The 23,125-nt window shown below is 66.5% G+C and carries 19 protein-coding genes; 11 read left to right on the top strand and 8 right to left on the bottom strand.

Features of this window, described 5'->3' with window-relative positions; all coding sequences use genetic code 11:
• The first annotated feature begins 22 nt into the window (after window positions 1-22).
• Entirely contained in the window at window positions 23-1,663 is a 1,641-nt protein-coding gene (locus QFZ42_RS23405) for an ABC transporter substrate-binding protein (protein WP_307703257.1), read from the top strand.
• Between the two features lie 3 nt (window positions 1,664-1,666).
• Complete coding sequence (locus tag QFZ42_RS23400) at window positions 1,667-2,452, top strand: 5'-methylthioadenosine/adenosylhomocysteine nucleosidase (RefSeq protein WP_307703256.1); 786 nt, start codon at window positions 1,667-1,669, stop codon at window positions 2,450-2,452.
• On the opposite strand, the gene corA is transcribed toward QFZ42_RS23400, so the two are convergent.
• On the bottom strand, window positions 2,445-3,431 hold the full coding sequence (gene corA / locus QFZ42_RS23395) for a magnesium/cobalt transporter CorA (RefSeq protein ID WP_126748819.1): 987 nt from the start codon (window positions 3,429-3,431) through the stop codon (window positions 2,445-2,447). The genes QFZ42_RS23400 and corA overlap by 8 nt on opposite strands.
• A gap of 213 nt (window positions 3,432-3,644) precedes the next feature.
• On the opposite strand from corA, the gene QFZ42_RS23390 reads away from it, so the two are divergent.
• The 4 genes from QFZ42_RS23390 (at window position 3,645) to hprK (ending at window position 7,993) form a co-directional block, all read left to right on the top strand.
• Window positions 3,645-5,762: an ATP-dependent helicase gene (locus QFZ42_RS23390; RefSeq protein ID WP_307703255.1), complete on the top strand. Its 2,118-nt coding sequence runs from the start codon at window positions 3,645-3,647 to the stop codon at window positions 5,760-5,762.
• A gap of 186 nt (window positions 5,763-5,948) precedes the next feature.
• On the top strand, window positions 5,949-6,278 hold the full coding sequence (hpf, locus tag QFZ42_RS23385) for a ribosome hibernation-promoting factor, HPF/YfiA family (protein WP_126748817.1): 330 nt from the start codon (window positions 5,949-5,951) through the stop codon (window positions 6,276-6,278).
• Window positions 6,279-6,457: 179 nt separating this feature from the next.
• The gene (locus QFZ42_RS23380) at window positions 6,458-6,925 is read left to right on the top strand and encodes a PTS sugar transporter subunit IIA (protein WP_126748816.1); all 468 of its coding nucleotides are present in this window, start codon (window positions 6,458-6,460) and stop codon (window positions 6,923-6,925) included.
• A 108-nt stretch (window positions 6,926-7,033) separates the two neighbouring features.
• Entirely contained in the window at window positions 7,034-7,993 is a 960-nt protein-coding gene (hprK, locus tag QFZ42_RS23375) for an HPr(Ser) kinase/phosphatase (RefSeq protein WP_307703254.1), read from the top strand.
• 101 nt (window positions 7,994-8,094) lie between these two features.
• Here the strand turns inward: hprK and fur are convergent, their stop codons facing one another.
• Window positions 8,095-8,514, bottom strand: a complete 420-nt coding sequence (gene fur / locus QFZ42_RS23370) for a ferric iron uptake transcriptional regulator (RefSeq protein WP_108141380.1) — start codon at window positions 8,512-8,514, stop codon at window positions 8,095-8,097.
• An 88-nt stretch (window positions 8,515-8,602) separates the two neighbouring features.
• Here fur and QFZ42_RS23365 point away from each other — a divergent pair, with 88 nt between their 5' ends.
• The 4 genes from QFZ42_RS23365 (at window position 8,603) to QFZ42_RS23350 (ending at window position 11,310) form a co-directional block, all read left to right on the top strand.
• Window positions 8,603-9,166 (top strand): outer membrane protein assembly factor BamE, encoded by a 564-nt coding sequence (locus tag QFZ42_RS23365; RefSeq protein WP_307703253.1) that lies wholly within the window; start codon window positions 8,603-8,605, stop codon window positions 9,164-9,166.
• A 90-nt stretch (window positions 9,167-9,256) separates the two neighbouring features.
• Complete coding sequence (gene dapB / locus QFZ42_RS23360; protein WP_307703252.1) at window positions 9,257-10,105, top strand: 4-hydroxy-tetrahydrodipicolinate reductase; 849 nt, start codon at window positions 9,257-9,259, stop codon at window positions 10,103-10,105.
• Window positions 10,106-10,115: 10 nt separating this feature from the next.
• Window positions 10,116-10,811 carry a MotA/TolQ/ExbB proton channel family protein gene (locus QFZ42_RS23355; protein WP_307703251.1) on the top strand — a complete coding sequence of 232 codons (696 nt, stop codon included), beginning with the start codon at window positions 10,116-10,118 and terminating at the stop codon, window positions 10,809-10,811.
• Between the two features lie 19 nt (window positions 10,812-10,830).
• Window positions 10,831-11,310, top strand: coding sequence for an ExbD/TolR family protein (locus tag QFZ42_RS23350; RefSeq protein WP_307703250.1), 480 nt, complete (start codon window positions 10,831-10,833; stop codon window positions 11,308-11,310).
• Between the two features lie 19 nt (window positions 11,311-11,329).
• Here the strand turns inward: QFZ42_RS23350 and QFZ42_RS23345 are convergent, their stop codons facing one another.
• Complete coding sequence (locus QFZ42_RS23345; protein WP_307703249.1) at window positions 11,330-12,232, bottom strand: DMT family transporter; 903 nt, start codon at window positions 12,230-12,232, stop codon at window positions 11,330-11,332.
• A 131-nt stretch (window positions 12,233-12,363) separates the two neighbouring features.
• Between QFZ42_RS23345 and QFZ42_RS23340 the strand changes: the two genes are divergently transcribed.
• Window positions 12,364-12,807, top strand: coding sequence for an Lrp/AsnC family transcriptional regulator (locus tag QFZ42_RS23340; RefSeq protein ID WP_307703248.1), 444 nt, complete (start codon window positions 12,364-12,366; stop codon window positions 12,805-12,807).
• A 6-nt stretch (window positions 12,808-12,813) separates the two neighbouring features.
• On the opposite strand, the gene QFZ42_RS23335 is transcribed toward QFZ42_RS23340, so the two are convergent.
• The 5 genes from QFZ42_RS23335 to glgB all read right to left on the bottom strand — a co-directional run bounded on the left by QFZ42_RS23335 (window position 12,814) and on the right by glgB (window position 23,120).
• Window positions 12,814-15,297, bottom strand: a complete 2,484-nt coding sequence (locus QFZ42_RS23335) for a glycogen/starch/alpha-glucan phosphorylase (protein ID WP_307703247.1) — start codon at window positions 15,295-15,297, stop codon at window positions 12,814-12,816.
• 45 nt (window positions 15,298-15,342) lie between these two features.
• Entirely contained in the window at window positions 15,343-16,824 is a 1,482-nt protein-coding gene (glgA, locus tag QFZ42_RS23330; RefSeq protein WP_307703246.1) for a glycogen synthase GlgA, read from the bottom strand.
• Between the two features lie 13 nt (window positions 16,825-16,837).
• A complete protein-coding gene (gene glgC, locus QFZ42_RS23325; RefSeq protein WP_307703245.1) occupies window positions 16,838-18,145 on the bottom strand; it encodes a glucose-1-phosphate adenylyltransferase in 1,308 nt (435 codons plus the stop codon).
• 90 nt (window positions 18,146-18,235) lie between these two features.
• On the bottom strand, window positions 18,236-20,317 hold the full coding sequence (gene glgX, locus QFZ42_RS23320) for a glycogen debranching protein GlgX (protein WP_307703244.1): 2,082 nt from the start codon (window positions 20,315-20,317) through the stop codon (window positions 18,236-18,238).
• Window positions 20,318-20,948: 631 nt separating this feature from the next.
• On the bottom strand, window positions 20,949-23,120 hold the full coding sequence (gene glgB / locus QFZ42_RS23315) for a 1,4-alpha-glucan branching protein GlgB (RefSeq protein ID WP_307704294.1): 2,172 nt from the start codon (window positions 23,118-23,120) through the stop codon (window positions 20,949-20,951).
• Window positions 23,121-23,125: the final 5 nt, after the last annotated feature.

The following is a 23,125-nucleotide window of genomic DNA, read 5'->3' as shown; positions in this document are numbered from 1 at the left end:
AACCGTGTCCCAAGGAGTTGCCATGAAGAAGACCATTCAGCCATTCGTTTCGCGTCGCTCGCCGAGGCTTGCCGCGCTGCTCGCGCCGGCGGCACTCGCCGCGCTCGCACTGGCCTCGGGCGCCGTGTCCGCCAAGACGCTGGTCTATTGCTCGGAGGGCAGTCCCGAGAATTTCTATCCGGGCGTGAACACCACCGGCACTTCGTTCGACGTGACCACGCAGGTCTACAACACCATTGTCGAGTTCGAGCGCGGCGGCACCAAGGTCGTGCCCGGGCTGGCGGAAAAATGGGACATCTCGGCCGACGGCACGCAGTACACCTTTCACCTGCGCAAGGGCGTGAAGTGGCACAGCACCAGCAAGAGCTTCAAGCCCACGCGCGATTTCAACGCGGACGACTTCATCTTCATGCTCGAGCGGCAGTGGAAGGAGAGCGATCCCTTCTTCAAGGTCACGAGCCAGAACCACTCCTACTTCAACGACATGGGCATGCCCAAGCTGCTCAAGTCGGTGGACCGCGTCGATGACCTGACCGTGAAGGTCACGCTCAACCAGGCCGAGGCGCCGTTCCTTGCCAACCTCGCGATGCAGTACGCGGGCATCCAGTCGAAGGAATACGCCATTGCCATGCTGAAGGCCGGCACGCCCGAGAAGGTCGACCAGGACCCGGTCGGCACCGGTCCCTTCTACCTCGTGCAGTACCAGAAAGACGCGGTCATCCGCTTCAAGGCCTTCCCGCAGTACTGGGGCGGCAAGGCGAAGATCGACGACCTCGTGTTCGCGATCACGCCCGATGCCTCTGTGCGCTGGGCGAAGCTGCAGAAGGGCGAATGCCACGTCATGCCGTACCCGAACCCGGCGGACCTCGACGCGATCCGCAAGGACCCGAACGTGCAGCTGCTCGAGCAGCCCGGCCTCAACGTGGGCTATCTCTCGTACAACACCACGAAGAAGCCTTTCGACGACGTGCGCGTGCGCAAGGCCATCAACATGGCGATCAACAAGAAGGCCATCATCGACGGCGTGTACCTGTCGACGGGCGTGGCTGCGAAGAACCCGATTCCGCCGACCATGTGGTCCTACAACGACGCGGTCAAGGACGATCCGTACGACCCCGAGGCCGCAAAGAAGCTGCTGGCGCAAGCCGGTTTCCCCGATGGCTTCTCGACCGATCTCTGGGCCATGCCCGTGCAGCGGCCCTACAACCCGAACGCCAAGCGCATCGCCGAGCTGATGCAAGCCGACCTTGCCAAGATCAACGTCAAGGCCGAGATCAAGAGCTTCGAGTGGGGCGAATACCGCAAGCGCCTGCAGGCCGGCGAGCACCAGATGGGCATGCTGGGCTGGACCGGCGACAACGGCGACCCGGACAACTTCCTCTACACGCTGCTGGGCTGTTCCTCGGCCAAATCGGCGAGCGGCAGCAACATCTCCAAGTTCTGCTATCAGCCGTACGAAGATCTCGTGCTGAAGGCCAAGAGCACGACCAAGCAGGCCGACCGGGACGCGCTCTACAAGAAGGCGCAAGTCATCTTCAAGGAGCAGGCGCCTTGGTTCACCATCGCCCATGCCGTGCAGCTGAAGCCGGTGCGCAAGGAAGTGGTCGACTTCAAGCTCAGCCCCTTCGGCCGCCATACCTTCTACGGCGTGGACATCAAGTAGCCGATGAGCGCGCCCGTCGCCATCGTCGCTGCCATGCACGAGGAGCTGAGTGCGCTCCTCGCGCAAATGCCGGACGAGCAGCGCGTGCGCGCCGCGGGGCGCGACTTCTGGGTCGGCCATCTGCATGGTCAGCCGATCGTCGCGGTGCTGTCGCGCATCGGCAAGGTCGCGGCGGCGGTGACGGCCACGGTGCTGCTCGAGCGCTTCGGCGTGCGCGCGATCGTCTTCACCGGCGTTGCGGGCGGGCTCGCGCCGGGCGTGAACGTCGGCGACGTGGTGGTCGCAACGCAGCTGCTGCAGCACGACCTCGACGCCTCGCCGATCTTCCCGAAGTACGAGGTGCCGCTGATGGGCCTTTCGCGTTTCATGGCCGACGCCGCGATCAGCAATTCGTTGATGGCCGTTGCCGAAGAAGCGTTGCGCGATCCGGTGGCTTTGGTTGGGCAAAAGGCCGTCGATGAGTTCGGCCTTCGGTCGCCGAAGGTGCACCGGGGCTTGCTGGTGAGCGGCGATCGCTTCGTCTCGACGGCCGCCGAGAGCGCTGTCTTGCGGCGCAGCCTGCCCGACGCGCTCGCGGTCGAAATGGAAGGCGCCGCGATGGCACAGGCATGCCACGACTACGGCGTGCCCTTCGCGGCGGTGCGCACCATCTCCGACCGCGCCGACGACGCGGCGCACGGGGACTTCACGCGCTTCGTGGCCGAGGTTGCGAGCCGCTACAGCCTCGCGCTCGTCGGCGCATGGCTCGCCACGCTGCCTTCTTCTCCCGAAACGCCCGCCGCTACTTGAGCCAGCCGCGCCGGCGGAAGTACCACATCGGCACCAGCGCGCTCGCCGCCATCAGCGCCAGCGCATAGGGGTAGCCGAGCGACCAGTCGAGCTCGGGCATGAGCTTGAAGTTCATGCCGTAGATGCTCGCGATCAGTGTGGGCGGCAGCAGCGCCACGCTGGCCACCGAAAAGATCTTGATGGTCTTGTTCTGGTTGATGTTGATGAAACCGACGGTCGCATCCATCAGGAAGTTGATCTTGTCGAACAGGAAGGCGGTGTGGTTGTCGAGCGATTCGATGTCGCGCAGGATCTGCCGTGCCTCTTCGAACTGCTCGGCGTTGAGCATGCGGCTGCGCATCATGAAGCTCACGGCGCGGCGCGTGTCCATCACGTTGCGGCGGATGCGGCCGTTCAAGTCTTCCTGCCGCGCAATGGCGCCCAGCACTTCGCCGGCCAGCTCGTCGCTGACGTTGCCTTCGAGCACCTTCTTGCCGGCAATCTCGAGCTCGTCGTAGATGTTCTCGAGCGTGTCGGCCGAGTATTCGGCGTCGGCGTCGAACAGCTTGAGCAGCACTTCCTTCGCGTCTTCGATGAGCCCCGGCGCGCGGCGCGCACGCATGCGCAGCAGGCGGAACACGGGCACGTCTTCGTCGTGGATCGAGAACAGCACGCCGCGGCTGCGAAGCTCTGTGTTGTGCTGGTTCAGGATGAAGGCCACGCGCACCGAACGCGGGTCTTCGTCGTCGTCGATCAGGAAGTCGGAGCGGATGTGCAGTTCGCCGTTGTCTTCTTCATAGAAGCGGGCCGACTCCTCGATGTCCTCGTCCATCGCGTCTTCTGGAATCGAGAGGCCGTAGTACTGCTTGATCCAGCGCTTTTCCTCGAGCGTGGGCGATTCGAGGTCGACCCAGATCGGCTGGAACTTGGAAAGCTCCTCCAGGGACTCGATCTCTTCCTGGACGAGGCGGCCGTTGGCGAGCGTAAAGATATTGAGCATGGCTCACTCCCGTGAAATGACTGAGGCGATGGGGCGAGGGAGGGGCGCTTTCAATTCCCAGGCCCGGCAAGCAGGCGTCAAAGGGGAGTTGAAAGCTGCCGAGACGGGGCGGTTTCCATGATGCGGTCTCCAGTTGCAGCGAGCGGCGATTATGTCATCGGCCATGTGACGGCAGGCCGCCGATCTGGATGGACATACAGTAAAGTCACGGCCATGCAGACCGCTGCGCTCCCCGTTTTTTCCGCCGCCGGTGCGACTCAGGCCGAGCGCCTGGCCGCCGCGCTCGCCACCCTCAACGACGAGCAGCGCGCCGCGGTCGAGCATGGCATCGGCACGCTGGTCGGCCGTGACGAGCGTCCGCTGTTGGTGATCGCCGGGGCGGGCTCCGGCAAGACCAGCACGCTGGCGCACCGGGTGGCGCACCTCATTGCCGGCGGCGTCGATCCGCAGCGGCTGCTGCTTTTGACCTTCTCGCGCCGCGCCGCACAGGAAATGGAGCGCCGCGCGGGCCAGGTGCTGGCGCGTGTGCTGGGGCTCAAGTCCGAAAAGCCCCCTGCGCTGCCGTGGGCCGGCACTTTCCACGGTATCGGTGCGCGCCTGCTGCGCGAGTACGCCGCGCACATCGGCCTGAACGACAACTTCACGATCCACGACCGTGGCGACGCAGAGGATTTGATGGGCTTGGTGCGCCACGACCTCGGCCTGTCGTCGAGCGTGAACCGCTTTCCGCGCAAGGGCACCTGCCTTTCGATCTATTCGCGCTGCGTCAACACGCGCGCACCGCTGCCCGAGGTGCTTGCGGAGTCCTTTCCGTGGTGCGCCGAGTGGGAGGCCGAGCTCAAGCGCCTATTCGGCGCCTACGTCGAAGCCAAGCAGCAGCAGAACGTGCTCGACTACGACGACCTGTTGCTCTACTGGGCGGGCATGGTGGCCGAGCCTTCGCTGGCCGGACTGATCGGCGCACGCTTCGACCACGTGCTGGTCGACGAATACCAGGATACCAACCTGCTGCAGGCTTCGATTCTTCTCGCGCTGAAGCCCGACGGGCGCGGCGTGACGGTGGTCGGCGACGATGCACAGTCGATTTACTCGTTCCGCGGTGCAACGGTCCGTAACATTTTGGACTTTCCGTCACAGTTTTCGCAGGCGGCGCGCGTGGTCACGCTGGAGCGCAACTACCGCTCGACGCAGCCGATTCTCGATGTCTCGAACCGGGTCATCGCGCAGGCCACCGAGCGGCATGCCAAGACGCTCTGGACCGACAAGCCCTCAGCCGGGCGGCCGCAACTGGTACTGGTGCCCGACGAGGCGCAGCAGGCGGTGTGGGTGGCCGACAAGGTGCTGGCGCACCGGGAAGGCGGCCTCGCACTCAGGTCGCAGGCGGTGCTGTTCCGCACCTCCACGCACAGCGCGCCGCTCGAACTGGAACTCGCGCGCCGCAACATTCCGTTCGTGAAATTCGGCGGCCTCAAGTTCCTCGAGGCTTCGCATGTGAAAGACCTGCTCGCGGTGCTGCGCTTCGCCGAAAACCCGCGCGGGCGCATGGCGGGTTTTCGCGTCACGCAGCTCATCCCGGGCATCGGACCGGCCACGGGCGCGCGGCTGCTCGATGCCATGGACTCCGCGGCCGACCCCGCGGCGGCCGTGCGCGATTTCGTCCCGCCACCGGCTGCGCGCGCCGAGTGGGCGGTGTTTGCCGAGGCCTATGCCGCGCTGCGAGCGCCGTCTCTGCCTTGGCCGGCCGATGTCGAATTGGCGGTTCGCTGGTACCTGCCGCATCTCGAGCGGCTTTACGAGGACCCTTCGGGCGTACGGCGCGGCGACGTCGAACAACTGGCACGGCTCGCGTCGGGCTACGGCTCGCGCGAGCGCTTCCTGACCGAGCTCACGCTCGATCCGCCCGAGGCCACCAGCGACCGTCCCGGCCCGCCATTGCTCGACGAGGACTACCTGATCCTCTCGACCATCCATTCGGCCAAGGGGCAGGAGTGGAATTCGGTGCATGTGCTCAACGTGGTCGATGGCTGCCTGCCGGCCGACGTGGCGCAGGGTGCGCACGAACTCGAAGAGGAACGGCGCCTGCTCTATGTCGCGATGACGCGGGCGCGCGACCATCTGCACCTCTTGGTGCCGCAGCGCTTCTATGTGACGCAGCAGGCCGTGCGGGGCGACCGGCATCTCTATGCCAACCGCACACGATTCATCTCCGAACGCGATCTTGCCGGCTTCGAGCAACAGACCTGGCCGCCGCCACCGGAGCGGCCTCCCGCGGTGCCGCCGCCGGCGGCCGTGATCGACCTTCGCAACCGCATGCGCGCGGCCTGGAGTTGAAGCCCCCCGGGCATGTCAGGTATTGCAATACCGTGACAGCTTGGGCATAGTGAATCGACCTTCTCCTCTCTTCTCACTTTCTCCCCCTCTTCTCTTCCTTTCCCCCGCACCCATATGTATTTCGCCGGCCACGCTTCATTCCGGAGTGCTGGTCATTTCCCAACCGTCAATTCCAGGAGGTCTTTCATGAATTTGACGATCAGCGGTCATCACCTCGACGTCACACCTGCCTTGCGCACTTACGTCACGAGCAAGCTGGACCGGATCACGCGGCATTTCGACCAGGTGGTCGATGTGAAGGTGATCCTCACGGTGGAAAAGCAGAAGGAAAAGGAACGCCGGCAAAAGGCGGAATGCAACATTCACGTCAAGGGCAATGACATGTTCGCGGAATCGAGCCACGCTGATCTCTATGCTGCGGTCGATGAACTGGTCGACAAGCTCGACCGCCAAGTGGTGCGCCACAAGGACCGCCTGCAAGACCACCATCACGCAGCGCCCAAGCGCGTGATGTAGGCACGGGAAGGCTGCGGCCGACCCCTGCGCAAGCCGCCTACGGGCGGCTTTTGCTTTTTATTACGTCGTTTTCTGCCCTTGACCCACGGCCTGCCGGGCCACATGTAGATAAAAAGTAAGTAAAGGGGAGTGGGGTTTTTACCAAGCAGGTGCATAATCGCCCCCGCCACGCACCCACCATGAATCGCCTCGCGTCCATCCTGCCGCCCGCTCAAGTCCTCGTGAGCGTTGACGCTACGAGCAAGAAGCGTGCTTTCGAAGAAGCAGGCTTGCTGTTCGAAAGCCTTCACGGCCTCGGACGTGCCCTGATCACCGACAGCCTGTTTGCGCGCGAGCGGCTCGGCTCCACCGGCCTGGGCCATGGGGTTGCCATTCCGCATGGCCGCATCAAGGGCCTCAAGGCACCGATGGCCGCCGTCTTCCAGCTGGCGAACCCGATCGGGTTCGACGCGCCGGACGAGCAGCCTGTCGGCCTCTTGATCTTCCTGCTGGTGCCCGAGGCGGCCACCCAGAAGCACCTTGAAATCCTCTCCGAAATTGCCGAGTTGCTGAGCGACGCCGGCCTGCGCGAGCAGATCAAGTCGAGCACTGACGCCGCCGCGCTGCACGGGCTCATTGCCGGCTGGCAGTCCACGCAAGTCGCGTAGAGGTGCTTCGCGCACCCTTCAGGAGCCGCGCCAGCGGCCCCGCAGCGCCGGTTCCGGGTTATTCTGGCCTGCTCCAACACTAGGCGCTGAGCGCCATCTCCCGCACGCATGAAGCCGACCGTCATCAGCGCCGATGCCATGTTCGAGGAATTCCGCGGGTCGCTCCGCTGGGAGTGGCTCGCAGGACTCGGTGCCTCCGAGCGCCAATTCGATCCCGAAGTCATCAGCCGCGCCCAGTCGGCGGCCGATCTGGTCGGTTACCTCAATTACATCCATCCCTATCGCGTGCAGATCCTGGGCGCCCGCGAAGTGGCCTACCTCACGCGCGGCAGCCAAGAAGACTGCGCTCGCCGCATTGCCCGCATCGTCACGCTGGAGCCGCCGATGCTGGTCTTGGCCGACGGCCAGGCCGCGCCGGACGAACTGCTATCGATTTGCGAGCGCGCCCAGCTGCCGCTGTTCGCCACCCGCGAGTCGTCGGCCTTTGTGATCGACCTGCTGCGGGCCTACCTGTCCAAGCACTTCGCCGAACGCACCTCGATGCACGGCGTGTTCATGGACATCCTGGGCATGGGCGTCATGATCACCGGCGAATCCGGGCTCGGCAAAAGCGAACTCGGGCTGGAGCTGATCTCGCGCGGCAACGGCCTGGTGGCCGACGACGCGGTCGATCTGTACCGCATCAACCAGAACACCATCGAAGGCCGCTGCCCCGACCTGCTGCTGAACCTGCTCGAAGTGCGCGGGATCGGCCTGCTGGACATCCGCGCGATCTTCGGCGAGACGGCGGTGCGCCGGAAGATGCGGCTCAAGCTCATCGTGCACCTGGTGCGGCGCGACAGCTTCGAGCGCGACTACGAGCGCATGCCTTCGGCGCCGCTCACGCAAGACGTGCTGGGCATACCCGTGCGCAAGGTCATCATCCAGGTGGTGGCCGGCCGCAACATCGCCGTGCTGGTGGAAGCCGCCGTGCGCAACTCGATCCTGCAGCTGCGCGGCATCGACACCTATGCCGATTTCGTGGCGCGCCACCACAAGGCCATGGAAAACGGCCGCGACGGGGACTGACGGAGCGATGCGGCCGCCGCCGGGCCGCCCCAAGGCGGGCCGCGCCTCCCCCTCGGGGGGTGGAGTTACACGCAGCGAAGCGAAGTGAAAAGCCGGGGGGCCTAACGCTTGCTCACGCAGTCACCGCAGAGGCCATAGAGCGACATGGCGTGGTCCTGAAGGATCCAGCCCTTGTCCTTGGCAATCATCTGCTGGCGGCGCTCGATCTCGGCGTCATAGAACTCCTCGACCTTGCCGCACGACGTGCAGATCAGGTGGTCGTGGTGCGTGCCCTCGTTGAGTTCGTACACCGCCTTGCCGCTCTCGAAATGGCTGCGTTCGAGAATGCCCGCCTGTTCGAATTGCGTCAGCACGCGGTAGACGGTGGCCAGGCCGATGTCCGAGTGCTCGTTCAGCAGCACGCGAAACACGTCTTCGGCCGTCATGTGGCGCTGGCTGCCGGTTTGAAAGATCTCGAGGATCTTCAGGCGTGGCAATGTGGCCTTGAGGCCGGTATTCTTGAGTTCGTCGATATTGGCCATGATGGTTCCTGCGCCCAGTGCTGCAGGCGGGCCTCCCAGAGGCCAGCCGCTACAATGGCCGATCATATCGCTACCCCCTTTTTCTCCCATGCCTGCCATTCTCCAACGCCGTCCGTGGCTGCTGGCTGCGGCCGTCGCCGCGACGTTCTGCCTCAGCGCCTGCAGCGGCTTCAGCGATCGCACGCGGGGTGCGCTTGCGGCCATCACGCCCTACAAGGTCGAAGTGGTCCAGGGTAATTTCGTGTCGAAGGAACAAGTCGAGGCGCTCAAGCCCGGCATGTCGCGCCAGCAAGTGCGCGAAATCCTCGGCACTTCGCTGCTGACCGACGTTTTCCACAAAGATCGCTGGGACTACGTCTTCACGATCAAGCGCCAGGGCGTCGATCCGCAGGAGCGCCGCCTGACCGTCTTCTTCAACGGCGAGCTGCTCGAACGCTTCGAGGGCGACCCGATGCCCAGCGAAGAAGAATTCGTCGCCACGCTCGATACCCGCAAGAAGAGCGGCAAGGTTCCGCCGCTCGAGGCCTCGGAAGAAGAGCTCAAGAAATTCGCCCCCAAGGAAGACGCCAGCAAAAAGGCCGACGCCACCACCACGGCTGCGAGCCAGCCGCCGCTGCCGGCGGCGTACCCCCCGCTCGAAGCGGCGCGCTGAGCACGCGCCAACCAGCGAGGGCGGGCGCACCCGCCGAGTCAGGCGGGCGCGTGCCGGTCCCCATGCCCCAATTTCGAAGGCTGAATCCGCGTGACTGAATCCATTTCTTCTCCTGTTTCCGAGTCGTCCACGCCCGCCCTGCGGCGCATTGCGATTGCCGGAGCGTCGGGCCGCATGGGCCGCATGCTGGTCGAGGCCGTGCGCGAGGCGCAGGATTGCCGCCTCGCCGGCGCGCTCGACATGGCGGGCAGCGACGCCATCGGTGCCGACGCAGCCGCTTTCCTCGGCTTCACGAGCGGCGTGCCGATCGTCTCCGACCTGCGCACCGGCCTGCAGGATGCGCAGGTGCTCATCGACTTCACGCGCCCCGAAGGCACGCTCGCGCACCTGGCCATCTGCCGTGAACTCGGCGTGCAGGCCGTGATCGGCACCACCGGCTTCAGCGACGCGCAAAAGGCCGAAATCGCAGAGATCTCGAAGGACATCGCGATCATGGTTTCGCCCAACATGAGCGTGGGCGTCAATGTCACCTTCAAGCTGCTCGAAATGGCGGCCAAGGCCATGTCGACGGGCTACGACATCGAGATCATCGAGGCGCACCACCGCCACAAGGTCGATGCGCCCTCGGGCACCGCGCTCAAGATGGGCGAGGTCATCGCCGACGCGCTGGGCCGCGACCTGAAGGAATGCGCCGTCTACGCGCGCGAAGGCATCACCGGCGAGCGCGACCCCTCCACTATCGGCTTTTCCGCCATCCGCGGCGGCGACATCGTGGGTGACCACACCGTGCTGTTCGCCGGTACCGGCGAGCGCATCGAAATCACCCACAAGTCGGCCAGCCGCGTGACCTACGCACAGGGCGCGCTACGCGCGGTGCGCTTCCTGGCGGGCCAGAAGGCGGGCCTCTTCGACATGTTCGACGTGCTCGGCCTGCGCTGAAAAAAACACAATGACCGTGCTCGAACTGCTGACCCATGGCGACGGCGTCAGCCGCTCGGTGGCCGCGCTGCTGCTGGCGATGTCGATTTCGAGCTGGGTCGTCATTCTCTGGAAAGCCTGGTTGCTGCGCGGCGGCACGCGCGACGTGCTGCGCAGCATTGCGGCGTTCTGGCAGTCGGCCACGCTGGCCGACGCGGAGCAGCGGCTCAAGGCCTTCGACCGCGCCACGCTGGTGCTGCCGGCGGTGAGCGCCATCAAGAACGCAGCCGCGGACGTCCAGGGTGCGACGCTCGGCGCTGCGGGCGACCGCAACCAGCGCCTCACGCGGGTGTTGCGTGGGGCGCTGCATGGCGCGCTGCGCCGCCTGCAGTCCGGCCAGATCCTGCTTGCCACGGTCGGCGCCACGGCGCCTTTCGTCGGTCTGCTCGGCACGGTGTGGGGCATCTACGGTGCGCTCTCCGGCATTGCCGGCCAGACGGGCGGCTTCACCATCGACAAGGTGGCGGGCCCCGTGGGCGAGGCGCTGGTGATGACGGCTTTCGGCCTGGCCGTGGCCATTCCGGCCGTACTGGCCTACAACGTGTTCGGCCGCGTCATCGGCCGCGTCGAAGCCGAGCTCGAAGGCTTTGCGCACGACCTGCTCGGCAGCTTCGGCAGTGCGCCAGCACCGGCTGCGCCGCCGCCCGCACGGCCGATGCCGGTCTGATCGAACGGAGCACACACGCATGGCCTTCGGTCGCACCTCGCTCGGCAGCAGCGCCGCTGGCGGCGGACGCGCGACCGGCGCCGGCGGACAGCGGCCGCTGTCCGACATCAATGTCACGCCGCTGGTCGACGTGATGCTGGTGCTGCTGGTGATCTTCATCATCACCGCGCCGTTGATGGCGAGCTCGATCAAGCTCGACCTGCCGCAGACCGACGCCGGCCAGCCCAACGACACGCCCAAGTTCGTGAGCGTATCGATCGATGCATCGGGCAAGGTCTTCTTCAACGACCAGGCGGTCACCGACGAAGAGCTGGCGAGCCGGCTGCAGAAAGCCGCCGCCGACAGCAAGGACACCGAAGTCCAGCTGCGCGCCGACCAGACCGTGCCCTACGGCAAGGTGGTGGCGCTGATGGGCATTGCGAACAAGGCGGGCTTGAGCCGCATCGGGTTCGTGACGGACGCGCCTGCAGCGAATCCGGCACCGCCGAATTCGCGCTGACGCAAGAAGGCCGCCCGGCTCATTCGGGCGTCGATGCTTCGCGTTTCTTCAGGCCCGGCAGTGTCCAGCCCAGCGTCATGCCTGCGGCGGCCAGCAGAATGGCGGTCGCGCCGAGAAGCTGCGCTGGATGCAACCGCTGGCCGAAGGCCAGGTAATCCACGCCGATCGCCACCACCGGATAGATGAACGACAGCGCGCCGGCCATGTGCGTCGGGAGCTTCTGGATCGCGCCGTAGAGCAGCGTGAAAACCAGCCCCGTGTAGACGACCCCCATGGCCAGGTGCGTGCCCCACACGGCGCCGTCTTTCGGCAATTGCGCCAGGTTGGCGAACGGTGCCAGCAGCACGATGCCCACGCAGACCTGGACGAGCGCGATCAGGTGCGGCGGCGTGCCGTCGAGCTGCTTCGCAACGATGGCTGCAATGGCATAGAAAAATGCCGCCCCCAACGCCATCAGGATGCCGAGAAAGTACGAGGTGCCGCCCGTGCCGCCGCCCGGCTTGGCCTCGGCGATCAGCAGGACGCCCGCGAACGCGATGCCGAGCCACGCCAGCTTGGGCGCCGTCAACCGCTCCGAAAAGAACAGCGCGCCAAGACCCACCAGCATGAACGGCTGGGCGTTGTAGACCGCCGTCGCAATCGAGATCGACGCGTGCGAGAACGATGCAAAGATCAGCAGCCAGTTGAGCACCAGCGCTGCACCGCCCAATGCCGCCAGCGCGACGACGCGCAGCGTCAGCAAGCGCCTGCGAAGCAGCCCGAGCGCGGCGCAAACCGCGAGCAGCGTGGCGGCGCCGAAAGCGCAGCGCCAGAACAGCAAATCGACCAGCGGCTGGCCGGAGCGCACGACGAACCAACCGATGGTTCCGGAAATTACCATCGCCGCGCTCATTTCGAGCGCACCTCGCAGTTGTCTTTGCATGACCGAAGTTTGTGTGGAGCAAGCCTCAGGTTGCCACCGAATGCGCGCAAGGCCTATGATTTTCCGAAGGGAAAAATCTATTCGAGGCTTAAAAAACAAGGCGAAGCCGCCTTGCCTCCAAAGGATCTGAAATGCTGGATGAGGTCGAACAAAAGATTCTCGATGTGATGCAGCAGGACGCACGCATCTCGCTGAAAGACCTCGCGGCCCGGGTCGGCATGTCGTCGCCGAGTGTCTCCGAGCGCCTCCGGCGGCTCGAAGAGCGCCGCGTGATCCGCGGCTACACCGTCGATATCGACCCGAAGGCGCTGGGCTATCAGCTGCAGGCCATCGTTCGCATCCGTCCGTTGCCCGGCCACCTGCAGGCCGTCCAGGCACTGATCGAAAGCACGCCTGAATTCAGCGAGTGCGACAAGGTCACCGGCGAGGACTGCTACATCGCGCGCCTGTTCGTGCGCTCCATCGAGCAGCTCGACCAGGTGCTGGACCGCATCGCCGACAAGGCCGAGACGCACACGGCCATCGTCAAGTCACAGCCAATACGCCGGCGCATGCCGCCCCTGCGCATCGGCTAGCCCGGTTCAGCCCAGAACCACCGGCTTCGTCTTCCAGATTTCGTGCGCGTACTGCGCAATGGTGCGGTCCGAAGAGAACGCGCCCATGCCCGCCACGTTCAGGATGGCCATGCGCGTCCATGCGTCCGAGTCGCGGTACAGCGCATCGACCTCGGCCTGCTTCGCGACGTAGCTCGCGTAGTCGGCCAAGAGCAGGTAATGGTCGCCCCAGTTCACGAGCGCGTCATAGATGCCTTGGTAGCGCGCCGGCTCGCCGTGGGAGAACGCACCGTCGCGAATCGCATCGAGCACGCGCTTGAGCTCGGTGTTTTCTTCGTAGATGTCGCGCGGCTGATAGCCATGCGCGCGGATGTCCGCCACCTCGGGCGTGGTGTTCCCGAAGATGAAGATGTTCTCCGCGCCCACGTTGTCGCGCATTTCCACGTTGGCGCCGTCGAGCGTGCCGATGGTGAGCGCACCGTTGAGCGCGAACTTCATGTTGCCGGTGCCCGAGGCCTCGGTGCCCGCCGTCGAGATCTGCTCCGACAGGTCGGCCGCGGGCATGATCACTTCGGCCAGGCTCACGCTGTAGTTGGGCAGGAACACCACCTTGAGCAGCTTGCCCACGCGCGCATCGGCGTTGATGGTGCTCGCCACGTCGTTGATCAGCCGGATCACGAGCTTGGCCATGTGGTAAGCCGATGCGGCCTTTCCCGCGAACACCACCACGCGCGGCACGATGTCGAGGGTTTCGCCCGCGGCCTGCGCATCGAGGATGCGGTGGTAGCGCGTGATCACATGCAGCACGTTGAGCAGCTGCCGCTTGTATTCGTGGATGCGCTTCACCTGCACGTCGAACATCGCGTCGGTGTCGAGCACGATGCCCATGTGCTGCTCCACCCAATTGGCCAGGCGCAGCTTGTTCTCGCGCTTGGCGTGGCGGAAGGCGCGCGCGAAAATGGGCTGCACCGCCATCGGCCGCAGCGCATCGAGCTGCGACAGGTCGCGCCGCCAGCCCTTGCCCAGGCGCTGGTCGAGCAGGCTCGCGAGCGGCGGGTTGGCTTGTGCGAGCCAGCGCCGCGGCGTGACGCCGTTGGTCTTGTTGTTGAAGCGCTCGGGAAAGATCTTCGCGAAGTCGGCAAAGATCGATTGCTTCATGAGCTCCGAATGCAGGCCCGACACGCCGTTGATCGAATGGCTCGCGAGCACCGCCACGTAGGCCATGCGCACGCGGCGCTCGCCCGCTTCGTCGACCAGCGACAGCCGGCGCAGCAGCTCGACGTCGTTGCCCGCCTTCTGCGTCACGGCCGAGAGGAACTTCGCGTTCATGTCGTAGATGATCTGCAGGTGCCGCGGCAGGATGCGGCCGAGCATCTCGACCGGCCAGGTCTCCAGCGCCTCGTGCATCAGCGTGTGGTTGGTGTAGCTGAACACCTTCTGCGTATGGGCCCAGGCCACGTCCCACGCCAGGCCGTGCTCGTCGAGCAACAGGCGCATGAGCTCGGGCACCGCGAGCACCGGGTGCGTGTCGTTCAGGTGGATGCTGACCTTGTCGGCCAGCTGGTCGAAGGTCTTGTGGTTGCGCAGGTAGCGCCGCAGCAGGTCCTGCACGCTCGCGCTGCAGAAGAAATACTCCTGGTGCAGCCGCAGCTCGCGGCCCGAGGGCGTGGAGTCGTCGGGGTAGAGCACGCGCGACACGTTCTCGGAGTGATTCTTGCTCTCCACCGCCTGCATGTAGTTGCCGCGGTTGAAGGCCGAAAGATCGATTTCCTCGGTGGCGCGCGCCGACCACAGCCGCAGCGTGTTGGTGGCCTGCGTGCCGTAGCCCGGAATGATGGTGTCGTAGGCCACGGCCAGCACATCGTGCGTGTCGACCCAGTCGGCCGCGCCGTAGGGAGCGTTGGTGCCTTCGCGCCTTTGCACGTGGCCGCCGAAGCGCACACGGTAGTTGACCTCGGGCCGCTGGAACTCCCACGGGTTGCCGCGCGTGAGCCAGTAGTCGGGCGTTTCCACCTGCTGGCCGTCGACGATGCGCTGGCGGAACATGCCGTATTCATAGCGGATGCCGTAGCCCATGCCCGGCACGCCGAGCGTGGCCATCGAGTCGAGAAAACAGGCCGCGAGCCGGCCGAGGCCGCCGTTGCCGAGCGCCGCATCGGGCTCGCGCTCGGCCAGCGCCGCCATGTCCACGCCGAAGTCGGCCAGCGCATCGCGCACCGTGTCGTAGAGATCGACCGCCAGCAGCGCGTTGGTGAAGGTGCGCCCGATCAGGAACTCCATCGAGAGGTAGTACACGCGCTTCAGGTCTTGCGCATAGTTGGCGCGCGTGGTCGCCATCCAGCGCTCGACCAGCTGGTCGCGCACGGCCAGTGCGGTGGCGTTCAGCCAGTCGTCCTGGCTCGCGGCCACGGGGTCTTTGCCGACGGCGTAGATCAGCTTGTTGGCGACTGCGCGCTTGAAGGCGGCCACGTCGCGGTCGGGATGATCATAGGCGAAGTCTTTGATGGTCATGGGCTTCGGTGAAGAAGGGTTGTGGGGTTGTGCGCCGTGGCGCAATCAGGTGCCCGCAGGCTCGAGTGCCTGCCGGTAAACGTCGATGTACTGCGCGGCGGCCGTGCCCCAGTCGGCGGGTCGCCGCATGGCGTTGCCGCGCACGCGGCGCCAGTCGGGCGCGCGCTGGTAGAGAGCGAAGGCCCGCCGCAGCGCGCGGTTGTAATCGGCGGGATCGAAGCGGTCGAACACGAAGCCGGTCGCGTCGCCGCTGGCCAGGTCTTCGAGCGTGCTGTCGACCACCGTATCGGCCAGCCCGCCGACGCGCCGCACCAGCGGCAGGCTGCCGTATTTCAGGCCGTACATCTGCGTGAGGCCGCAGGGCTCGAACAGCGACGGCACCAGGGTCACGTCGCCGCCGCCGAAGAGCTGATGCGCCAATTCTTCGTTGTAGCCGATGGTGACGCTGACCGACTGCGGCGCCGCCGCGGCGCGCTGGCGAAAGGCTTCCTCGAGCCACGCTTCGCCGCTGCCCAGCAGCGCAAGCTGGCCGCCCTCGGCCAGCAGGGCATCGAGCCCGCCGAGCACGAGATGCAGGCCCTTCTGTTCGGTGAGCCGGCTCACGAGAATGAACAGCGGCGCGTCGGGGCGCTCGGCCAGGCCCAGCTGGTGCTGCAGCACCGCCTTGCAGCGCGCCTTGCCCGCCATGTGGCGGCCTTCGGGCGTGTGATAGCCCTGCACCAGCGCGGCGTCGATGGCCGGGTTCCAGACCTTGTCGTCGACCGCATTGAGGATGCCCGTGAGCACGTCGCCGCGCAGGCGCAGCAGGCCGTCGAGCCCGAAGCCCTGCTCGGGCGTCTGGATTTCACGCGCGTAGGTCGGGCTCACGGTGGTCAGCCGGTCCGCGAAATAGAGGCCGCCTTTCATGAACGACACCTGCCCGTGGTATTCGAGGCCGTTCATGTGGAACGCCGGCCCCGGCAAACCGAGGTCAGCAAAATTCCATGGCGCGGAGATGCCCTGGTAGGCCAGGTTGTGCACCGTGAACACGCTGCCCACGCGGGGCTCACCGGCCCGCCGCGCGAAATGCAGGTACGCCGGCGCGAGCCCCGCATGCCAGTCGTGGGCATGCACAACCTCCGGCTGCCAGCTTGGATCGAGCCCCTCCGCCAGCTGCGCCGCAGCCCAGCCCAGCAGCGCGAAGCGCCGGTGGTTGTCGCCATAGGGCTGGCGCGTCGTGTCTTCGTAAGGATTGCCGGGCCGGTCGTACAGCGCCGGCGCGTCGATCACGTAAGCGGGGATTGGCGCGTTGCCGTCGATCACGATGCGGCCTGCGCGCAAACTGAAGCGCTCGCCCCACGGCGCTGCGAACTCCGCCACCTGAACCAGGTCGCGCACGCCAGCCAGAATGGCCGGGAAGCCCGGCAGCAGCACCCGCGCGTCCTGTTCGGCCGCCATGAGGGCGATCGGCAGCGCGCCCGCCACGTCGGCGAGACCACCGGTCTTGAGCAGGGGAAAGAGTTCGGCGCTGACCTGGAGAATGCGCATCGCAACGAACGGGTCAGGCCGCGGGAGCCGTGAAGCGCTTGAGCATCTCGCGCGTGACCAGCACCACGCCGGTTTCCGTGCGCTCGAAGCGCGCGGCATCGGCCTCGGCGTCTTCGCCGATCACCATCTCGTCCGGAATGACGCAGCCACGGTCGATCACCACCCGGTTGAGCCTGCAGCCGCGGCCGACCTCCACGTCGGGCAGCAGCACGGCTTCGTTGATGTCGCAGAACGAATGGATGCGCACGCCCGAGAACAGCACCGAACTGCTGACCTTGGAGCCCGAGACGATGCAGCCGCCCGAGACGATGGTGTTGACGGTCATGCCATGCTTGCCATCGCGGTCGAGCACGAACTTGGCCGGCGGCAGCTGCCGCTGGTAGGTCCAGATGGGCCAGTCTGTGTCATAGATGTCGAGTTCGGGGGTGATCGAGGCCAGATCGAGGTTGGCTGCCCAGAATGCATCAATCGTGCCCACGTCGCGCCAGTAGGCCTTGGCGTCGGGGCCGCGAGAAGCCCGCGTGACGCACGACATGCCGAAGGGGTGCGCCAGCGCACGGCCCTGCGCCACGGCGCGCGGGATGATGTCCTTGCCGAAATCGTGGCTCGAATCGGGGTTGGCCGCGTCTTCCTCGAGCAGCTGGTAGAGGTACTCGGAGTCGAACACATAGATGCCCATGCTCGCGAGCGCCACGTCGGGGTGCCCCGGCATCGCGGGCGGATCGGCCGGCTTCTCGAGAAAGGCGGTGATCTGGCGGCCGTCGTCGATCGCCATCACGCCGAAGGCCGTGGCCTCCATGCGCGGCACCTCGATGCAGCCGACCGTGCAGCCCAGGCCGCGTTCGGCATGGTCCTTGACCATGATCGAGTAGTCCATCTTGTAGATGTGGTCGCCGGCCAGCACCACCACGTAGTCGTGCTTGGTGGAGCGCGTCTGGATGATGTCGAGGTTCTGGAACACCGCATCGGCCGTGCCGCGGTACCAGTGCTCGTCGCCTGTGCGCTGCTGCGCGGGCAGCACGTCGACCATTTCATTGAGCTCGGCGCGCAGGAAGCTCCAGCCGCGCTGCAGGTGGCGCATGAGCGAGTGCGACTTGTACTGCGTGACCACCGCCATGCGCCGGATCCCGGAGTTGAGGCAGTTCGACAGCGCGAAGTCGATGATGCGGAACTTGCCGCCGAAGTACACCGCCGGCTTGGCGCGCCGGTCGGTCAGCTGCTTGAGGCGCGAGCCGCGCCCGCCGGCCAGCACCAGGGCGATGGTGCGGCGGACCAGTTGATGCGCTTGCAAGGGCGCTTGCGGCGTGCTGTGGTTGTTCATCCTGAGTCTCCGTTCGTTGTCGGGTTCGTCGTCTCGTCGTCGTCATCAGCGTTTCTGCAGTCAGCGAGCACCCTGCCGAGCAGATGGCTCCTACGTTCTTGCAACCCAGAGGCTCGAACGAGGCACTTCGACCGTGCCGGCATAGGTCGCCTGCGGCCCGGCGCCGGTGTCCAGCGCGGGGTCGGTCGCGAGGCGGCAGCGCCAGGCGCCGGGAGGCAGATCGAACGAGACAGCCTCCGGCCCTGCGTTCACCAGCACCAGCCACGCGGCCGCATCGGGTGGGGCGGCGGCGTCGAAAGCGATTGCAAGGGCCGTGCCGTGGTTCCAGTCGGCCTCCTGCATGGGCGCTCCGTCCGGCCGCAGCCAGCGCACGCCCGGCGTTTCCGGTGGCGAATCGGCCGGCCACCAGCGCGTGCTGCGCAGCGCCGGCGCTTCGCGGCGCAGGGCGATGAGCCGCGCCACGAAGGCGCTCAGCCGGGCGGCGTCGCTCGCGGGTTCATGCGTGCCGATCCACGCGAGCCAGGTGGTTTCGTTGTCCTGGCAATAGGCGTTGTTGTTGCCTTGCTGGCTGTGGCCGAGCTCGTCGCCGGCCAGCAGCATGGGCGTGCCCTGCGAGAGCAGCAACGTGGCGAGCAGCGCGCGCTGCAGGCGGTTGCGCTCGGCCAGCACGGCCGCGTCGTCGCTTGGCCCTTCGACGCCGCAGTTGTTGCTCAGGTTGTGGCCATGGCCGTCGCGGTTGTTCTCGCCGTTGGCCAGGTTGTGCCGCTCCTCGTAGCAGAGCAGGTCGCGCAGCGTGAAGCCGTCGTGCGCGGTGATGAAGTTGACGCTGGCAGTGGGCGCGCGGCCGCGGTGGGCGAACTGCGCGCTCGATGCGGTGAATCGGTGCGCAAAATCGCCGAGGCCGGTGGCGCCTTCGCGCCCCTGTCGCAGCCAGAAGCCGCGCTGCGTGTCGCGGTAGCGGTCGTTCCACTCGAGCCAGCCCGGCGGGAATTCACCGAGCCGGTAACCGCCCGCGCCGACGTCCCAAGGCTCCGCGATCAGCAGCGTGCGCGAGAGCACCGGGTCTTGCGCCACGGCCGCGAAGAAGGGCGCGCGCGGATCGAAATTGCCATCGGTACCGCGCCCCAGCACCGGCGCGAGGTCGAAGCGGAAGCCGTCCACGCCGAGCTCGCAGACCCAGTGGCGCAGGCTGTCCATCACCAGCTGCAGCACGCGCGGCTCGGCGAGGTTCAGGCAGTTGCCGCAGCCGGTCCAGTTGGCGTAGAGCGCGCGGTCGTCGGGGCGCAGGTGGTAGTACAGCGCATTGTCGATGCCACGCAGCGAGAGCGTGGGGCCGAACTCGTCGGTTTCGGCGCTGTGGTTGTAGACCACGTCGATCACCAGCTCCATGCCGCGCGCATGCACCGCGTCGGCCATGGCGCGGAACTCGCTCGCCGGCGTGGTGCCGGCGCGGCCGCTCCAGTAGCGCGCCTCGGGCGAGAACCAGCCGATGGTGTTGTAGCCCCAGTAGTTGCTGAGCCCCATCGCGAGCAGCCGCTGCTCGTCGGCGCGATGCTGCACCGGCATCAGGCTCAGCGTGGTCACGCCGAGACCCTGCAAGTGGTCGAGCACCGCGGGTTCGGCCAGGCCGGCGTACGTGCCGCGCAACGCGGCGGGCACGGCGGGATGCAGCCGGGTCTGTCCCCGCACGTGCAGTTCGTAGAGCACGCGCTCGCTGGCCGGGATGCGGGCATGGCCCGGTGCGGCCGAACTGCTGCCGCCCGCCGCGACGCGGGCCTTGAGCGCCACGGTGCCGTTGTCGCGTGTGTTGCGCTGGTCCGGCTTTGCGGGATCGTGCCCGAGGAACAGGGCGCTGCCGTCGTAGGTGCCGACGATCTCGCGTGCGTACGGATCGAGCAGCAGCTTCGCGGGGTTGAAGCGATGCCCCTGGTGCGGCGCCCACGGGCCGTGCACACGGTAGCCGTAGACCAGCCCGGCGCGGCCGCTTGGCAGCAGGCCGTGCCAGATGCCGTCGGTGAAGGCGGGCAGGTGCAGGCGCTGTTGCTCGTGCTGGCCTGTGCTGTCGAAGAGGCAGAGTTCGACGGATTCGGCGTTTGGTGCGGCCAGGGCGAAGTTCACGCCGGTCTGTGAGAGCGTCGCACCCAGGGGGAAGGGCTTGCCTGGGCTCAGCATGTTGCTGGCTTCTTTGATGGGTTGTTTTTCGGGGCCGGGATTCCGCCCGGCGGCGGACTCACTTTCTTTTGCTTCGCCAAAAGAAAGTAAGCAAAGAAAAGGCGACCCCACTGTATGCGACCCCTGCGCTGCGCTACGGGGCAACCTGCGGTGCTCGGGTTTCGCGGGGTCTCGCAGAACTCGCTTCGCTCAAACAGCTGCGAGCCCTGATCCGCGAAACCCTGCGCTCCTCGGCGCATACAGAGGGGCTTGGAAACCGAACGGGCCTTTGCTTCGCTCGGCCACCAAGCCACCGCAGGCGCTGCGCGCCCGCGGTGGTTGGTATCGGGCTGTCGGTATTGGCTGCTGGTATCGTGTCTGGGCCGAGCGAAGCGATGGCCTGTCGGCTCCCACCCCTTCTGTATGCGCCGAGGAGCGCAGATGGAGGCGGGATCAGGGCCGCAGCTGTTTGAGCGAAGCGAGTTCTGCGGACCCCCGCCGGAGTCGAGCACCGCAGGTTGCCCGTAGCGCAGCGGAGGGACGCAGACAGTAGGGGTCGCCTTTCTTTGCTTACTTTCTTTGGCGAAGCAAAGAAAGTGAGTCGCCCGCCGGGGCGAGACCCGGCCCCGGCAAACAAACAAAGCCAAGGAAATCAAGCCAGCACCCACATCACGGTACCCAGCGGCGGCACGCTGATGACGATCGAATCGGCCTTGCCATGCCAGGGCACAGGCGCGCTCTGAACCACGCCATTGCCCACACCGCTGCCCCCATACACCGCGCCATCGGTATTGATGGCCTCGCGATACGCACCCGCCGCAGGCACGCCAAGGCGATAGCCATGGCGCGCCAGTGGCGTGAAGTTGCACACGGCCACCACGAACGAACCGTCTCGCGCCCTGCGCGCAAAGGCGAACACCGACTGGTCCGCATCGTCGTGCACGATCCACTCGAATCCGGCTCTCTCGGTGTCCAGCTCGTACAAGGCGGGGAAGTGCCGGTACACATTGTTCAGGTCGCGCACCAGCCGCCGAATCCCTTGGTGGCTCGCATATTCCAGCAGGTGCCAGTCCAGGCTGCGGTCGGCGTTCCACTCGGCCACCTGGGCGAACTCGCTGCCCATGAACAGCAGCTTCTTGCCCGGGTAGGCCCACAGATAGCCGTAGAGGTTGCGCAGCCCCGCGAACTTCTGCCACTCGTCGCCGGGCATGCGGCCGAACATCGAGCCCTTGCCGTGCACCACCTCGTCGTGCGAGAGCGGCAGCACGAAGTTCTCGCTGTGTGCGTACATCAACCCGAAGGTGATCTGCTGGTGATGGTGCTTGCGATGGACCGGGTCGGTGCCCGCATAGGCGAGCGTGTCGTTCATCCAGCCCATGTTCCATTTGTAGTGGAAGCCCAGCCCGCCGTCTTCGGGCGGCCGCGTCACGCCGGGGAAACTCGTCGACTCCTCGGCCAGCGTGACGGCGCCCGGGCGCTCCACGCCCACCACATGGTTCATGCGCCGCAGGAAGTCGATGGCCTCGAGGTTCTCGCGCCCGCCGTGGACGTTGGGCACCCACTCGCCGGGCTTGCGGCTGTAGTCGCGGTAGAGCATGGAGGCCACCGCATCGACACGCAGGCCGTCCACGCCGTAGCGCTCGAGCCAGTACAGCGCGTTGCCGACCAGGTAGTTGCGCACCTCCGTGCGACCGTAGTTGAAGATCAGCGTCTTCCAGTCGTTGTGGAAGCCCTCGCGCGGGTCGGCGTATTCGTAGAGCGCCGTGCCGTCGAAGCGGCCGAGGCCGTGCGCGTCGGTGGGGAAGTGCGCGGGCACCCAATCGAGGATCACGCCCAGCCCGGCGGCGTGCGCGGTTTCGACGAAATGGCGGAAGTCGCCGGGCGTGCCGAAGCGCGAGGTGGGCGCATACAGGCCGATGGGCTGGTAGCCCCACGAGCCGTCGAACGGGTGTTCGCTGACCGGCAGCAACTCGATGTGCGTGAAGCCCATGTCGCGTGCATAGGGCACCAGCGTGTCCGCCAGTTCGCGGTAGTCCAGCCATTCGTGCCCGTTCTTGCGGCGCCATGAGCCCAGGTGCACCTCGTAGATGCTCATCGGCGCGTGGCGGCCATTGGCGGCGGCCCGTTCGGGCGGCATGGCCACCGGCGCGGGCAGCGGCGCCACCACGCAGGCCGTGTCGGGCCGCAGTCGCGAAGAAAAGGCGAAGGGGTCGGCCTTGCGCAGCACTTCCCCATGCGCCGAGAGAATCTCGAACTCGTAGCTGTCGCCCGTGGCCACCTGCGGCGCGAAGATTTCCCACACGCCGCATTCGCGGCGCCGCCGCATCATGTGGCGCCGGCCGTCCCAGTTGTTGAAGTCGCCGACCACCGACACGCGCCGCGCGTTGGGCGCCCAGACTGCAAAGGCCACGCCTTTCACGCCGTCGACCTCGCGCAGGTGCGCACCCAGCCGCTCCCAGGGCCGCAGGTGCGTGCCCTCGGCCAGCAGCCACAGGTCGGTTTCGCCGAGCACGAACGGAAAGCGGTACGGGTCTTCGAGCCGCGAGGTGTGCGTGCCCCAGTCGACCTGGAACGAATAGCCCAAGAGCGCCTCCGCCGCCGGCACCAGGCCCGCGAAGATATCGGAGCCTTCCTGGCGGGCGAGCATCGCCAGCGGCCAGCCCGTGCGCGTGTGCATCACGGCCACGCTCTGGGCACCGGGCAACAGCGCGCGCACCTGCAAGCCGTCGCGCGTCTCGTGGGGCCCGAGCACGGCGAATGGATCGCCGTGTTCGGCGCGCATCAGCGCATGGACTTCGCGTTCGGACAGCGGCATCGCGGGCATGTGCT

Origin of the sequence: Variovorax paradoxus (assembly GCF_030815855.1) — a bacterium.
Lineage (GTDB): Bacteria > Pseudomonadota > Gammaproteobacteria > Burkholderiales > Burkholderiaceae_C > Variovorax > Variovorax paradoxus_M.
Note: the sequence above shows the minus strand (reverse complement) of the source record. Positions and strands in the feature narration are given on the sequence as shown.